At 60.8% G+C, this 15,519-nt stretch carries 15 protein-coding genes; 13 read left to right on the top strand and 2 right to left on the bottom strand.

What is annotated here, in order from left to right; genetic code table 11:
• The first annotated feature begins 64 nt into the window (after positions 1-64).
• On the top strand, positions 65-913 hold the full coding sequence (locus D3D01_RS13615; protein ID WP_121512546.1) for a hypothetical protein: 849 nt from the start codon (positions 65-67) through the stop codon (positions 911-913).
• A gap of 210 nt (positions 914-1,123) precedes the next feature.
• Here the strand turns inward: D3D01_RS13615 and D3D01_RS13610 are convergent, their stop codons facing one another.
• Positions 1,124-1,894, bottom strand: coding sequence for a hypothetical protein (locus D3D01_RS13610; protein WP_101351710.1), 771 nt, complete (start codon positions 1,892-1,894; stop codon positions 1,124-1,126).
• Positions 1,895-2,000: 106 nt separating this feature from the next.
• Here D3D01_RS13610 and D3D01_RS13605 point away from each other — a divergent pair, with 106 nt between their 5' ends.
• The gene (locus D3D01_RS13605) at positions 2,001-2,474 is read left to right on the top strand and encodes a hypothetical protein (protein ID WP_121512545.1); all 474 of its coding nucleotides are present in this window, start codon (positions 2,001-2,003) and stop codon (positions 2,472-2,474) included.
• A gap of 55 nt (positions 2,475-2,529) precedes the next feature.
• Here the strand turns inward: D3D01_RS13605 and D3D01_RS13600 are convergent, their stop codons facing one another.
• Positions 2,530-4,365: a bacteriohemerythrin gene (locus D3D01_RS13600; RefSeq protein WP_121512544.1), complete on the bottom strand. Its 1,836-nt coding sequence runs from the start codon at positions 4,363-4,365 to the stop codon at positions 2,530-2,532.
• Positions 4,366-4,467: 102 nt separating this feature from the next.
• Between D3D01_RS13600 and D3D01_RS13595 the strand changes: the two genes are divergently transcribed.
• The 11 genes from D3D01_RS13595 to D3D01_RS13545 all read left to right on the top strand — a co-directional run bounded on the left by D3D01_RS13595 (position 4,468) and on the right by D3D01_RS13545 (position 15,127).
• Positions 4,468-4,902 (top strand): pyridoxamine 5'-phosphate oxidase family protein, encoded by a 435-nt coding sequence (locus tag D3D01_RS13595; protein ID WP_121512543.1) that lies wholly within the window; start codon positions 4,468-4,470, stop codon positions 4,900-4,902.
• A 219-nt stretch (positions 4,903-5,121) separates the two neighbouring features.
• Entirely contained in the window at positions 5,122-5,334 is a 213-nt protein-coding gene (locus D3D01_RS13590) for an SHOCT domain-containing protein (RefSeq protein ID WP_121512660.1), read from the top strand.
• 139 nt (positions 5,335-5,473) lie between these two features.
• Complete coding sequence (locus D3D01_RS13585; RefSeq protein WP_121512542.1) at positions 5,474-6,091, top strand: class I SAM-dependent methyltransferase; 618 nt, start codon at positions 5,474-5,476, stop codon at positions 6,089-6,091.
• 125 nt (positions 6,092-6,216) lie between these two features.
• Positions 6,217-6,486, top strand: coding sequence for a hypothetical protein (locus D3D01_RS13580; RefSeq protein WP_004965433.1), 270 nt, complete (start codon positions 6,217-6,219; stop codon positions 6,484-6,486).
• A 306-nt stretch (positions 6,487-6,792) separates the two neighbouring features.
• Positions 6,793-7,782, top strand: coding sequence for a DMT family transporter (locus tag D3D01_RS13575; protein WP_121512541.1), 990 nt, complete (start codon positions 6,793-6,795; stop codon positions 7,780-7,782).
• A 52-nt stretch (positions 7,783-7,834) separates the two neighbouring features.
• Positions 7,835-9,295, top strand: a complete 1,461-nt coding sequence (locus tag D3D01_RS13570; RefSeq protein WP_121512540.1) for a carotenoid oxygenase family protein — start codon at positions 7,835-7,837, stop codon at positions 9,293-9,295.
• Positions 9,296-9,546: 251 nt separating this feature from the next.
• Entirely contained in the window at positions 9,547-10,527 is a 981-nt protein-coding gene (locus D3D01_RS13565) for an NAD(P)/FAD-dependent oxidoreductase (protein ID WP_121512539.1), read from the top strand.
• Complete coding sequence (locus D3D01_RS13560) at positions 10,527-11,642, top strand: iron ABC transporter permease (RefSeq protein WP_101351720.1); 1,116 nt, start codon at positions 10,527-10,529, stop codon at positions 11,640-11,642. Before D3D01_RS13565 ends, D3D01_RS13560 begins: the two co-directional genes overlap by 1 nt.
• Positions 11,642-12,574 (top strand): ABC transporter ATP-binding protein, encoded by a 933-nt coding sequence (locus D3D01_RS13555; RefSeq protein WP_121512538.1) that lies wholly within the window; start codon positions 11,642-11,644, stop codon positions 12,572-12,574. The genes D3D01_RS13560 and D3D01_RS13555 overlap by 1 nt, the downstream gene beginning before the upstream one ends.
• Positions 12,575-12,707: 133 nt before the next feature.
• Positions 12,708-13,913 carry an ABC transporter substrate-binding protein gene (locus D3D01_RS13550; protein ID WP_101351722.1) on the top strand — a complete coding sequence of 402 codons (1,206 nt, stop codon included), beginning with the start codon at positions 12,708-12,710 and terminating at the stop codon, positions 13,911-13,913.
• On the top strand, positions 13,910-15,127 hold the full coding sequence (locus D3D01_RS13545; protein ID WP_101351723.1) for an ABC transporter substrate-binding protein: 1,218 nt from the start codon (positions 13,910-13,912) through the stop codon (positions 15,125-15,127). The genes D3D01_RS13550 and D3D01_RS13545 overlap by 4 nt, the downstream gene beginning before the upstream one ends.
• The last annotated feature ends 392 nt before the right edge of the window (positions 15,128-15,519 follow it).

Below are 15,519 nucleotides of genomic sequence, written 5' to 3'. Positions count from 1 at the left end.
GCGGAGAATTAATCTTCATTATAAAAGGAAAACGTTTTTGAAGTCTGGTCTGGATGTGTGACAAATGGCAACTATCCGCGTACGCGATTGGACGAAAGAACAGATAGAGAAAATACGTGATACAGAGTCGCATTCCTCGCATGACTCGGTTATCAAGTCGTTACTGAAAGACCGGAAGCTGGCCAAGTACGCGGACGATGCCGCAGAGCCCGTTCCGGAGTCGCAATCCGAGGCCCTGATGACCGACCCCGACACTACCTTCGATGATCTGACCGTGCTCGGCGAACTCCCCGGTGCGGACAACGGGGTCTTGTTTCTCTGGTGTCCCAGTTGCGGGAACGAACTGGCGCACTTGACTGCTGATAGCCCGCTCGGCCTGTCCGTGTTCGAGATCGAATGCCAGCGCTGTCTCACCCATCTTGACAGACACGCCATTGTTGCCATCGAAATTGGCTATCCGATCGAGCAGAAACTGGTCGAAGACTGTCTGCAAGACGACCTCAAGGAATGCGTCGTCGACTACTGGGACCGGACACTTGATTCAGCCACTGTCGGTGCGCTTGACGACGATCTCGACCCGGCACATCTCGTCTGGCAGTTCGACCAGTATCTTCGGCAGTTTTCGTGGGAATGGCCGACAGATGTCCCTGTTGTCGGCTTTGCCACGGGCGAAACCTACCGCAACTCCGCCACCGGGGAGTATCTCGAAGTCATCGAACCAGTCTCGGAGAACCGGAACGCGATGGATTCGTTCAAGATACGGCGGTACGCCGGTGACCCAGAAACCCACGCCGGTGAAACAGAAATTCTCGACAGCACCACTGTCGTCGACCACATTGTTAATCGCCGATTGCTGATGGAAGCGCGTGCGGATTCGGCTTCACTGCCCGAGTCGTCCGAACCGACAACGTGACTGACGCCGTCCTTGTATAGGTGTTTTTTTCCACCCGTCAATTCTTGCTGGCCTGATAAATACAAATCTGTTCAGAATAGGCTGACTAGTGCCAGAACAAGCGGCAAATCAGTAGACACTATTATAACGATAGCATCGGCTATTGAAAAATCAAGCTATAGCTGAGGCGTTGCGAGGTTTCGTCATACTCAGGGGGGAAGACGATGTGTCTTAGTTTGTTTCGGCTGTTGGTCGGGAACACCGCAGGCACACGACGCTCTCTGCGACCCAGTTCACATCTGTTGAGTCACAGTGCGGACAGCGGTGGTGGTCAGTGTCGTACTCCGTGGTTCCACGAGGAGTGGCGAGGAAGCCGTCGTTGATCACCTGCTCGACGAGAGTCGAGAACCGTTGGCGCTTGACGATGGCTCGCTGTGCGAGGAAGCTGCCGGCGTCGTCTGGGTCCGCGCCGTGGAGGTCTTCCCAGGGAATAGCGATTTCGCCGTTAGCCGGGCCACGAGCGACATGCTGGATGAGGGTCGCAGCGGCCTCGAACAGGGGCGTCGTCCCCCACGCCTGCGGATTGTCGACAGCACTTCCGGCGTCGTTGTATGCCGCCTCAGCCTCGCGGTATGCCGTCTCGACCCCGTCGAGGCCCCCGACCGCCCGGAAGTCCGCGACGAATTCCTTGAGACAGGCGTGCTGAACCGGATGTTCGAGCCCGTTGGTCACATCCTTGGCCACGGCGACGCCCTCGACGCCGCGACGTGTGGCGCGCGTATCCTGTCCGGCGACGCGGTAACAGACCGCGCTCGTCGCGAGGTACTGAAGCCCGTCACCGACCCACCCCTTCTCGTCGGCCGCGAACGGCTCGATACCGTCCCGCGGGTCCGCAAGAACACGCCAGCCTGCCCGCGTGTATTCGTCGCCAGCGCGCCGGTACTCGCGGTCAGCGATGGCGGCGACTGCCGCCGCCCGGTGTCCCGCATCCTGTGTGCGCATGCGTAGTCTACGACGGACGGCCTTAGAGGCTTTTGCACCCAATAAATCGGTACCGCTGTCGGCCCGAACCGTCAGACAGAATACGGGTCCGTCCACTCAATAGTATATGGAGTCGGTACCTCTTGTCACGGCGCTTACGGTGTCACTCCGGTTTGGTATCGGCGTGGCTGCTGGTGTCGTCGCGACGGTTGTGATGGACATAGTGATGGCCAGACTGCCGGAAGGCGAAACGCCGCCGTTCATTGCCTCCGGTGTATTGACCGATAGCGCCCCGCAGAACGCCCCTGAGCGGCTCGCGAGCGTGGTCCACTATATTGCTGGCTGGCTCACTGGCCCGCTGTTCGTCTGGGTCCTTTTCACCAGTGAAGGGCTGCTGGGCGGGCCGTCGATAGTCGCAGCGCTCCTCGCTGCCGCTGTCCTCTACACGCTGATGGTCGTCTTTTTCGTCTTCGTCGTGCTCCCACGCTCCCGGCTGCCGGCGGCCCGCATCGCAGACATCCGACGCGACTGGGCGATCTCGGCGGCCGGATACCTACTCGTCCTTGTGCCGCTTGTCGCGCTCGGGTTTCGCCTCGTCTGACCCGGTGTGACCGCGGCACCGCTTGACTGCACTGCCACGGGCTTCACGGCCGCTCTCACTCACCGAGCGAAAGCGTGCCGTCCGGTCCCACTTCACCGACTTCGCCGGTGTGATACCAGTTGTCTCGGAGCGTCTGCGCGCCGGTCTGGTCGTCGTGGAGGAAGCCGCCGAGGACGGTCGGGCCGCGGACCAGTAGCTCTCTGTTTTCGGAGACGGCGATTTCAACGCCCGGCATCGGGTCCCCAATCGACCCTTCGACGTAGGAGTCTGCCGGGTTCAGTGCCCCCACACCGGTTGTGCCGACGGAGCCGTAGAGCTCGCATATCGGAACCCCCAGCCCCCGGAAGAAGTACAGCAGATGGTCGTCCAGCCGGCCGGTCCCGGAGAGTGCGTAAGTGAGGTTCGATAACCCCGCGTCTTGTCGGAGCGGCTTGTAGACGAGGCGATTGGCGGCTCTGTATTTCAGCGGCGTCCCCTGTCCTTCGACGACTCCTTCTCCGTAGGACGCTACTCGACCGCCGACCTTCCGTTTCATCCAGCCCATATCGCCGAGACGGTCCTGAATCGTTCCGTAGAGCTGCTGGTACATCTTCGGGACACCGACGAGCACATCTGGCGCAACAGCCGCGAGCTGGTCGACGAACTCATCGGTCCCGAGGTAGGCGACGGCGCTCCCGGTCGCCCAGAGGTAGTACGTCGCGACGCGTTGATAGATGTGTGCCAGTGGGAGCGAACACGTTCCGGTCGCTCCGGGGCCTGTGGGAAGCGCCTCTCGGAGGCTCTCTGCGGCCGCCAGTAGATTTCGGTGTGTCAGCGCGCAACCGGCCTTCTCCGCAGGGGATGCCACGTCGAACGCAACTGTCGCAACCTCGTCACCGTCCGTCTGTAGGCCGGGAAGCACTCTCGCCTCAGCTGTCGGGAGGTCCTCGAAAGCAAGCACGGTTTCGACGGCCAGTGCGAGGTCTTCGGTCACGTCTCCCGCTGCCACAAGTCCGGTTGCGCCAGTCCGTTCGATAATCTGGGCTGCCCGGTCGTCGCTCGCAGACGGGTAGAGCGCGACCGGGACCAGTCCAGCGAAGTGAGAGGCCAGGTCCAGAACGGACCACTCGTACTGGGACTGTGCTCTGATTGCCAGCCGGTCCCCCGGACGCAGTTCCGTCGAGAGGAGTCCGCCAGCGACTGCTTTCGCCTGCTCGGCCAGCTCCTCGAAACTCCGTTCAACGAACTCGCCGTCATCTCGGACGAGCGCCGCGGTCCGATCCCCGTGCTCCAAAACAACATCTTCGAACCAGGCCGCTACTGACCCATCTGGGACCGAAAGCGAGCCCCCGTCGTAGATGTCGCTGTCGAGGCGCACCCCGTCGGCTTCGCTCTGCCGGTCAACTGGGACCGGGTCTTCCGATGCCGTGCGGTCCTGATATAGCTGCCCGGGTTCGTACTCGTAGTCATCGCTGACCTCGTTTTGGAAGTAGTCCGCGTAGTTCTGGTCTTCGTCGCCGGCGGCGATGTGCGCATCCAGCCAGTCTCGGGCGACTGTCAGGACCTCCATCGTGACGTACTCCCCGTTTTCGTGTTTCTCGCGGAGTTCTCGCACTTTGTCGGCGAACTCCTCGTGCATTTCACGGTGGTTGTAGAAACAGTCGCTGCAGTCCATGGCGTAGCCACAGTTTTGCATGAACTCCTCTTCGTCACCGAAATGGTACTCGGTGTAGCGTTCCAGTTCCCGGAGAATGTCACCGACCTCCTCCTCCGAGTGGCCTTCGTTCATTGCAGTGTGGAGGTCGTTCAGTAGCCCGAACAGGCGCTTGTGCTGTTCGTCGAACCGCTCGATATTGGTGCTGTACCGTTCTTCGTCCCACTCGGCGAACGCCCCCGTCGAGTCTGTGCCCATACCTGTTCTGTTACCCATTATTTGAAAAGTAACTCTCACGTTCCCACCGAGTGAAAATGCGGTCTAATTTCCAAGTAGTTGCTAGATAACGTTGTATTCGGGATGCAAGAACTAAGTGACGACGCGGTCGTTGATGTCCTCACCGACAACGGAATCGGCGTGCTGGCACTGTCCAGTCCAACCGGGGCGGCCCCGTATCCGGTCCCGGTGGCGTTCGGATACGATCCAGCGACGGATAGCCTGGCGTTTCACCTGTCAGAGAGTGACGATAGCCAGAAACACCAGTATCTGACTGCAGACGCCACCGTCGGGTTCACCGTGTACGAGGAAACCGAACCTAAATCGGTGTGGCGGAGCGTCGTGGTCACGGGTGAACTGGTGGAGGCGACGTACGACGAGGTAGAGCCGGCCCTTGCCTCGCTGGCCAGCAACACACAGTTCGCCCCGAACCCAGTTAGCTGGGACGATACAGCCACGACGACGCCGTATGAACTTCGAATCGATGACTGGCACGGCCGTGAATTCCGCGTCGGGTGAAACCGGTGTCGAGAGTCACGGACACTCCCGGGAACAGACTCCTCTCTCAGGGGAGAAGCCGCCGCTTTTCGCCCGCGCTGTGTTCTCAGTCTATGGGAAACAGCGCACGTAATTATGCCATAAGATTCGTAGCTACAAACAGAGGTGTCCCAGATGCTTTCACTAACAACTGCACTACTCCAGCACGGACCGATGGGGCCCCACGGTGGGGGAATGGGTATGGGCATGACCCCGGGCGGTTGGTGGCTGCTGTTCGCAGCATTTATCATCGCTGTTATCGCGGTCGGTGCTCTGCTGTACGTACAGCTTCAGGGGGAGGCGACCGCCGAGCCGGATTCACTGGAAACGCTCAAACAACAGTACGCATCGGGTGAGATTGACGAGGCGGAGCTTGAAACACGGGCTGACCGATTGCTCCAGTACGAGTCATAGGCCGTCACCGGCAGTTCCACCTGCTCCCAGTCCGTTGGAGCGTCACCTGTAGCACAGTACAGGTGGTCCTTGCTTGCGTCTATCGACTGTCCGGCACGCACTTCGTGGTACATTTATTCCGCAACGGTGAACGGTAGGTATGGACCCGGACGACGTTCGCAACGACTGGGCCTCCCGTTCCGGGAAGTTCTCGCCGGCGTACTACGCTGAACTCGGACCGAACGAGGTGAGTGAGACGCTGGTGAATGTACTTGACCACTACATCCACGACGACGCCCGAACCATCGAACTGGGCTGTGGCTCGGGTCGCCACCTGGCGCACCTGCAGACCAACGGATACGGGAATCTCACCGGTATCGACATCAACGACGAATCCTTCGACGTGATGGCTGAGCACTACCCTCGGCTCGCGGATTCGGGGACGTTCCACACCGGTGCCCTTGAAGACATCGTCACCGAGTTCGAGGACGACGCCTTCGATGTCGTCTACTCGGTCGAAACGCTCCAGCACATCCACCCCGATGACGCATGGGTGTTCGAAGAGATTGCCCGTATCGCCGGTGACCTCCTCATCATCGCCGAAAACGAGGGGAACAGCCCCGAGCGTGGACGCGGAGACACTGCGGTGAGTTACGTCGACGACGAGTTCCCGCTGTATCACCGCAACTGGAAGCAGGTGTTTTCGGAACTTGGGTTCGCGCAGCTAATCCGCGAACCCACGTCTCGGGACACCATTCGCGTGTTCCGTGCGCCGTAGCCCGCATTGGTATCTGTCACTTCTGGGCGACTCCATAATCGAACAGCTACCCGTCGGGACATTCACAATCGATAACCGGGCAGCAACTATTTGTGTCACGGTATCATGCATCAAATTGGATCGCTATGCAACTGTGCCAAAACTGTCAGGCGGCTATCGACGAGTACCTCTTGGACAAACAACTCGAACCCCTGCGAGACCTCACAGTCGACGACTTCAATCTCTGTGCAGACTGCGTGACAGTCGTCGCGGACGCCTGTGTGGAATGTGACGGCGCGGTGTACGTTCCCCGGTCTGAAACTGCTGTCCCTGACTGCTGTCCGGCGTGCCGGTCGGAGCACATTGACGAAACCGGGACCGACCCGGGCTGGCATTTCGACACGGTGTCGACCTGACTCGGGCCATACATCTGGATGCTGACTCGGAGCATCCGCTCGGAACTGCCGACGTGGGCATCACCCTCGTTTTTGACATTACTAACAGTGGACCGAGAGACTGTTCGGTGGCCGAATGAGAACTCCGTGTTACGGACCAGAGTAGAACAATACGTCTCGGTACAACTGGCTTCGAAAGCACTGCGGATACACACTGCTTTCGAGAATTTCTGAACAGCAGGCCGGGCCGTAGAGGCCGTGTGTGTGCGTCACAGTGGCGATAGAAGCTTCATACTCCTCCAGCACATACAATTGGTCTCTACTGGAATGACACACTCGACACGATATATCGGCTTGCTGTTTGCTGCGCTTGCACTCATCTGGGGACTCTCCTTTGTGGCGATCAAGACTGGTCTCGAAAGCGTCCCGCCGGTGCTGCTGGCAGCTGTCCGACACGACATCGCTGCAGTCGTCCTGCTTGGCTATGCCCTCTGGCGAGGGCGGGCGCTTCGTCCACAGACTCGCGATGACTGGTCGCTGATTTTCATCGGCGGCACCGTCCTCATCGGGGCACACTTCGCGCTTCTGTTTCTCGGCCAGCAGTACGTCCCGAGTTCCTTCGGCGCAATCCTGCTCAGTCTCACGCCGGTCGTGACGCCGGCGTTCGCATCGACGTTGATACCGAGCTACAGGGCTCGACCACACGAACTCATCGGCACCGTCTGTGGGTTCATCGGTGTGGTCATCATTGCGAACCCCACACCGGGAGCGGTCGGCGGTCGGCTGCTCGGTGTCGCCCTGCTCATCAGTTCGGCTGTCGCCTTCGCCGTCGGCGCAGTCCTGACCGAGCGCTACACCAGTTCGCTCCCGCTCGTGAGCCTGCAGGCCTGGATGACGCTGCTCGGGGCGGGCATCCTGCACGCTGTCAGCGCGGGGCTGCCATCGGAGCAGCTGGGAACCGTCACGGTCGGGCTCGAACAGATAGCCGCAATCGCGTATCTCGGCATCGTGGCCAGCGCAATCGGGTTCCTCCTCTACTTCCGCCTGATCAGCACAGTCGGGGCCGCTGAAACCAGCCTGGTGTCCTACGTGGTTCCGGCAGTGACGGCCATCAGCGGCTGGCTCCTGCTCGGTGAGACACTCGGCCCGGTGACCATCGCTGGCTTCGCCGTAATCGTGGTCGGCTTCGCGTGGGTGAAAGCCGACGTGCTCCGGTCGCTCCGTCGTCGCCGGACGGACTCGCCATCGTACCGACCGTACGGGCCACGGGACGATTGCGTCGTCGTCAGCGGGAACGCGTACACGACCCGCGAGTGATGCCCCTGAGCAGGGGCGTCAGGCCTTAGCCGCTGCCACCCAATGTACCGGTATGGCTTCTCACCCCGGGTTCCACTCCCTGTATGATGAGACGGCGGCATCCATCTCCGTGACCGGTGACCTCCCGGACTGGCTCCGCGGCAGCCTCATCCGGAACGGGCCCGGCGCGTTCTCCCTCCCGAACGGTAGCAGTGTCGACCACTGGTTCGACGGGTTCGCGATGCTTTACCGGTTTACCTTTGACCCCGACACTGACGCGGTACACTATCGGAACCGCTTCCTCCGGACGGACGCGTACAGGGCGGCGACGAGTGGCAACTTCGAGGGCGGCTTTGCGACGGGCGAGACGACGCTTCGCTCGCGGCTGGCTACGTTCCTGACCGACCCCTACGATAACACGAACATCATCGCCGAGCGGTTCGGCGACGAGTACCTCGCACTGACTGAATCGCCCCGGAAGGTTCGTTTCGACCCGAACACGCTCGAAACGACAGGTCACCTCGAACACGCCGACGACGTGCCGACCGGCCACCTCTCCTGTGCCCATATTAAACGCGACCCGACGAGCGGCGTCCTTGTCAACGTCGAAACGGCGTTCGGACGGACCAGCCAGTACCACGTCACCGCAATGTCGCCCGACGGGACCCGACGACACCTCGGGAGCGTCGACACCGACCGGCCGGCGTACATGCACAGTTTCGCGCTTACGCCCCGGTACGTCGTCTTGACGGAGTTCCCGCTCCGACTCGACCCGCGACGGTTTCTCAAGCCCGGCCGGCAGGCGCCCTTCATCGAGCAGTTCGAGTGGGACCCCGACCGCGGGACTCGAATCATCGTCATGGACCGGACTACGGGAACCGTCGTCGCTGAGCCGGTCACCGACGCCGTATTCGGCTTTCACCACGTCAACGCGTTCGAGCGAGCCGGCGGCAGGGAACTCGTATTCGATCTCGAAACAGTACCCGACGCGACGACTATCGACTCCTTGTATCTGGATAACCTTCGTGCGGGCGAGATGGGAGCTATCGTCGGCCGCATCGAGCGGTTCACTGTCACTCTCGGTACCGGGAGCGGCGTGACCCGCTACGGCCCTGCCGACGCGACGGTGGCGCGAGAGATGTTGTACCCCGACGGCAGCGCACTTCCGACTGTCTCACCGTCGCGGTGGTGTCGCCCGCACCGCTACGTGTACGCGATGGGGATGGACACCCCTGTTACCGAGTGGGCCCGTCGTGTGCTGAAACTCGACACTGACACTGGTGCTGTCGAGACGTTCGACGACGGTGGGGACTACTTCGGTGAGCCGGTGTTTGTTCCCGCACCAGACGGTGACACAGAGGATGACGGCGTGGTGCTGGTCGTTGCGCTGAACGCGGCCGACGACCAGTCCCGGTTGCTCGTACTCGACGGCCAGACGTTCGAAGAGCGCGCCAGAGCATCGCTTCCACACGCAGCCCCGTTTGATTTCCACGGTCGATACTTTCCCGAACTTCGAGTGGCGACCGGCAACTGACGCTACTAGCGGTGAGTCTGCTCCCGCTGGCCGCTCGTCGGTCGAGAAATCGTCCTATTCGAGCGACCACACCGGACGTGCCGCTCTGGTGGAAATTGTGAACGACACACATATTGTTCGGTCTGCCTAAAATTCGAAAACGCTTTATCCATTTAGGCTGCCCTAAAAAGTATGTTGGACGCACTGATCGACACCGCTGAACTGCCGCGCCGGCTGTCGATATCACGGATACCGAACGGAGCGTCGTGACTATGGTGACAGTCGGGAACCGAACGGGGACGACCTTCGACCGGGATGTCATTATTGTCGGGGGCGGTCCGGCGGGGTGTGCGGCGGGTGTGTTCACGGCCAGAGCGGACCTCGATACGGCAATCTACGACTGTGGCCGGTCGTCGCTCAAGCGCTGTGCCTTCCTCGAAAACTACCTCGGTTTCCCGGCCGGTATTGATATCGACACGCTGTACGACCGCATTCAGGACCATGCTGAGACCGCTGGCTGTACCGTCGTCTCCGAGTTGGTCGAATCGCTTGACAGAACCGATGAGGGGGAGGGGTTCGTAGTCCAGACGCAGGCGGAGGAGACGGCCACGACTCGTCGTGTCATCGCGGCGACCCGCTACGACGGCGAGTACATGCGTGGCTTAGACGACGACGCGGCGATGTTCGAGACGTACGAACACGACGGCGAGGAACGCGAAACCTTCGACCGTGAGTATGCCAACGCGGACGGCACGACACCGGTTCCGGGTCTCTACGTGGCGTCACCGTCCGACGAAGCGGATATGCAGGCGATCATTGCAGCCGGCCGGGGCGCGCGGGTCGCCCGCCGGGTGATCGCGGATGTGCGAATAGACGACGGCTGGTGGGAGGCTGTCGCTGACGGTGTGGACTGGGTCCGTCGCGAGGCCGAGCTAGACGATGAATGGACTGAGCGAGCTACCTGGGTCGACTATTTCGACGACCGGTACGCCGAGGACGCCCCCGTTGCGCCGGAGTCGGAGCGGTTCCAGCGGGTCCGTGAGGCGGTCATCGACGAACGCCGGTCGTCGTATATCACGCCCGACGAAATAGCCGCCCGGACCGAAACAGGGCAGGAAACACTAGCGGGCTACCTTGACCCCGAAGCGGTCGTTTCGGGGCTCGATCAGACTGCTGTCCTCGATGCGATGGACGACGAAACAATCCGGGACTACCTCGACGCGAGCGACGGACGTGCGGAGGTGAGCGAGTAATGGCCAGTGAGACACAGGGCGCTACCGATGCGTGGTCGCAAGCCAGATCCTGGCTCGACACCCTCGATGGGTCCCTGTTCGGACTGTGTGTCGCAAGCATTGCTGTCGCCTTTGGGGCTGGCCTGCTCCAGGTGAGCTTCGGGGCGTATTCGATGACAATCCTTCAGGCGTGGCAGGCCGTGTTCGATCCGAAGGTGTGGTTCAGTGTTCAGGCGTGGCAGTCGTTTTTCCTCGGTGCCGAGCTCCCCGAACTACCGAAACGGACACTCATCGTCTGGAACATCCGGATGCCGCGGGTCATCGTCGCGGTGCTTACGGGGATGTGTCTCGCCGTCTCCGGAGCGATATTCCAGGCCGTGACGCGAAACGAGCTGGCAAGTCCGTTTGTCCTGGGCGTGAGCTCCGGAGCGGGGCTCACTGTACTGCTAACCCTCGTTCTGTTCAGTAGTCTCGCCCCGTTCCTCCCGCTGTTTGCCGCGGTCGGTGGTTCCATCGCGTTCCTGCTTGTGTATATGATCGCGTGGAAGGGCGGAACGAGCCCGGTCAGACTGGTCCTTGCCGGTGTCATCGTCAACATGGTGTTTACCTCCCTCCAGCGGGGACTGTTCTTTTTCGCCGACGATCTGGGCGTTGTTCAGTCAGCACTGGCATGGATTACCGGCTCGCTTACCGGCGTCGGCTGGGAAGAGTTCCGAATCGCTATCATCCCGACGATGGCTGCGACACTACTCGCGCTGGCCGGCGCACGCCAACTGAACCTCCTCCTGCTCGGCGAGGAGACCGCGCGCTCGCTCGGGATGAGTGTCGAGCGGGTTCGGTTCCTGCTTTCTGGAGTCGCCATTCTGGCGGCCAGCACGGCGATCTCCGTCGCGGGAATCATCGGGTTCTTCGGCCTCGTAGTGCCTCACATCGTCCGACTCATCGTCGGGAGCGACTACCGCCGGCTCCTCATCGGTTGCGTGTTCGTTGGGCCGGCGCTGATGGTCGTCGCAGATGTCGGTGCGCGGCTGGCCCTGAACCCCGCGCAGGTTCCGGTCGGCGTCGTCACCGGCGTCGTCGGCGGCCCGTACTTCCTCTATCTGATGCGGCGACAGGAACAGATGGGTGAGATCTAATGCCACAGAACAACTCGAACTCGGACGGTATCGCCTCGACCAACGACACCGCTGCTGGGCCCCAGTCAGCCCGCCGGGACCGGCCGCTGGTCGGCGACGATGTGGTGCTTTCGTACTCCAGTGCGGATGACCCGGTCATCGACGGCGAGTCGATTTCCGCTAAACCGGGGGCCGTGACAGCGCTCGTCGGCCCGAACGGGTCCGGCAAGAGCACGTTGCTGAAAGGGCTCGCAAATCAGCTCCAACCCGACGCCGGATCTGTACTGCTCGACGGACAAGACATCCAGACGCTTGAGACCAAAGCGATTGCCCGAAAACTCGGCCTCCTCTCTCAGGAGAGTACGTCGCCGAGCAGCATATCGGTCGAGGATCTGGTGTATCACGGTCGCTACCCACACCGCGGGTTCTTCGACAGCGTCACCGAAGAAGACGAGGCTGCTGTCGAGCGGGCGATTGATCTGGCCGGCTGTGGACACATCCGTGAGCGCGAAGTCGGCAGCCTCAGTGGGGGCCAGAAACAGCTCGCCTGGATCGCAATGGTCCTTGCACAGGACACCGACGTGCTGTTGCTCGATGAGCCGACGACGTTTCTCGACCTGCACCACCAGCTTGAGGTGATGGAGATAATCGAAACGCTCCGGGACGAGAGTGACATTACCATCGTTGTCGTCCTGCACGATATCGAGCAGGCGGCTCGCCTCGCCGACCGGATGGTCGCACTCAAAGACGGCGAGATTCAGGCACGGGGACGGCCAGAGGATGTCGTCACCGAACAACTACTCGCGGGCGTTTTCGAGATCGAAGCAGAGGTCACGGCCACGCCACACGGCCCACGCGTGAATCCGATCCGTCCCCGCCACGACGGTGACGAACACACTGCTGGTGACGATTCTGCCGACTCGGACCGTGCTGAGGAAGTCGTTGCCGAATAGAGCTACAGAGACCACCTTGCCACCGCGGTTAGAATGACGGAATCTTGAAACGGACGCTAGACGGCGTTTGCTATCGACTGTTCTGGGTCGGCAAATCGGAACAATTATATGTTTTTTAGGTCAGCCTAAAATAATGGCTGGCGACGCTACAGACGCCGAGACACCGACGCGGAGAGAGTATGTGAAGTACGGGGGAACGGTTCTCACCGCCGGGTTGCTTGCGGGATGTACCAGTGACGCCGAGCAGGGGGCCACAGAAACGGCGTCCGGAGCGGAGACGGACACCCACACGGTCGACGGTTCGTACTCTGTGTCGATGTCACCGATGGGAGCGGTGACCTTCGACTCGCCACCGGAGACCGTCTTTACGCGGCTCACACACCACGCCGACATGGCATTCGCGCTGGGGCGTGGGGATACCGTCACGGCAATGCACGCCCCTGAATATTATAACGGGCTCTGGAACCAGTTCGTCGACCGACTTCCGGGGGTGTCGCTGGACTGGACCGGACTGTACTCCTCGTGGAAGCCGAGCAAGGAGAAACTGTACGAACTGGACAGCGATATCCATCTGGCAGACCCGGCCTGGATCGCCAAACAGGACAACTGGGACCGGGAGGACTTCGAGGAGGTCGCCACCAACGTCTCACCATGGTTCGGCAACTCACTGAGCGACCGGCACGCCGAACCCCCGTCCGGGTGGGCTGACTACGAGTACTACACCCTCTGGGAGCAGTTCGAACTCGTGGCCGAGGCGTTTCAGGAACAGGCCCGCTACGAGGCGCTTGCGGCGATCCACGACGAGATGCGCTCGACTATCGACGCGAATCTGCCGCCCGAGTCGGAGCGGCCGTCGGCAGTGATGCTCGCCGCGGCTGACCTCGACGAGATCTACGCTTATACGCTTGACAACCCCGGATTCCTGACCGCGCATACCCGCCCATTCGGGGCACGAGACGCCTTCGAGGGGTCGGTCGAAACGAACTCTGTGGTCGACTTCGAAACCCTACTTGAGGCCGACCCGGATGTAATCTTGCACCTCGGCGGGTTCGAACCGAGTACGAGCCTTCCGGAGCGACGGGAAGCGTTCAAATCTGACCCGGTCGGGTCGGAGATTACGGCCGTACAGAACGACCGGATTTACCCACAGGGGGCGAGATATCAGGGCCCGATACTGCACCTCTTCCAACTGGAGATGACGGCTAAGCAACTGTATCCCGAGCAGTTCGGCGAGTGGCCGACCTACACTTCGGGGCCGTACCCTGAGATTCCGCCCGAGGAACAGCTGTTCGACCGCCAGCGGGTCGCAGACATCATCAACGGAGCATTTGAAGCATGAGTGATAACGACACGACAACCGACGCACGGACGCGCAGAGACTATCTGAAATACGGCGGGGCGGTCATCAGTGGTGGGCTGCTCGCCGGCTGTACCGGCGATGCCGACTCACAGTCGACGCCGGAATCGACAGACAGTGACGCGTCGACAGTTACTGCAAACCCCGACGCGACGACACCGACTGCAGCGGACTCGTACACGGTGTCGATGGAGCCGATGGGCGAGGTACAGTTCGACTCGGCTCCTGAGCGGTGGATGGCCTACTTCAGCACCTACGGGGACATGGCTATCGCGCTGGGGCAACTTGAGGGTCTTGCGGGGCTGATATTCACTGAGAACTGGCCGATGGCGTTCTTCGACGCCATCCCGAACGTCGACGTGACGTTCGATGATATTCCACAACTGATGCGCGACGGGAGTATCGGCAAAGAGGCCTTCTACGAGATGGACTCTGATGTCCACCTGTTTGACCCGAACTTCGTCCGGGTGCTTGACGACACCTGGTCCGATTCGGACTTCACTGAGGTCAGAACCAACATCGGCCCGATCGTCGGGAACAGCATCCGGCGACGGAACGACGACTGGCACGATTACCGGTACTACTCGCTGTACGAGGCCTTCGACCGAATCGCCGATGCGTTCCAGGAACGCGAACGCTACGCGGCGTTTGCTGACCTCCACGATTCGCTGCTCACTGAAATCAACAACGGGCTGCCGCCTGAAAACGAACGGCCAACAGTCGGTCTGCTCTCGATCAACTCCGACTTCGAAGGCGGGTCGTTCTACGCTTATCCCGTCCACGATGGAAACGGGCACAAGCAGTACCGTGACCTTGGGATGCGCGGTGCGTTCGACGAAGTTATCGACGGGAGCTACGCCGAGTGGGACTACGAGCAACTCCTCGATGTCGACCCCGACATCCTCCTGTTCCAGTACGGCTTCTCGCACGTTTCGACCGAGGAGTTCGAGGACCGAATGGCCACGATGCGAGAAGACCCTATTGGTCAGCAACTCTCAGCGGTTCAGAATGACCGACTCTACCGCGGTGGGACTTCGTATCAGGGACCGATTATTAATCTGTTTCAGACGGAAGCCGCCGCCAAACAGTTCTACCCTGAGACGTTCGGCGAGTGGCACGGCCTCGGTACTACCTCGGACCAGGAGCAACTGTTCGACCGACAGCGAGTGGCAGCCATCATCAACGGCGAAATCTAACCGCTCTCCCCCACACTCTTAGAACCGGCTTGCGTAACTGTATTGAGATCGATACCCACATATCTGGATGAATGGTCTACAACTATAGCAATCACTGCCAGTATATATGGTATATAAGGGTATAACAGTCTGTTTGTCCAGAAAGAATTTATACCACCATGCCATCATCTCACATATGTTAGTACACGAAGGGAACACGCATTCCTACACCACTGGCTCCGACCGATACTGCCGTCATTGCAACGACGTTGCGCTGGCGTATGACCCGTCGGCTGGCCGCCCGCGCTGTCGTTCGTGTGGAAAGCTCGTCTAGCTGGGTCTGTCGATTACGGGGAACTCGCCACGGGAGAACACCGTTTGTGCCGGAGCTTCGGCCGTGTGAGTCGTCTAGA

The sequence above is a fragment of the Haloarcula sp. Atlit-7R genome (assembly GCF_003666065.1).
GTDB classification, from domain to species: domain Archaea; phylum Halobacteriota; class Halobacteria; order Halobacteriales; family Haloarculaceae; genus Haloarcula; species Haloarcula taiwanensis.
Note: the sequence above shows the minus strand (reverse complement) of the source record. Positions and strands in the feature narration are given on the sequence as shown.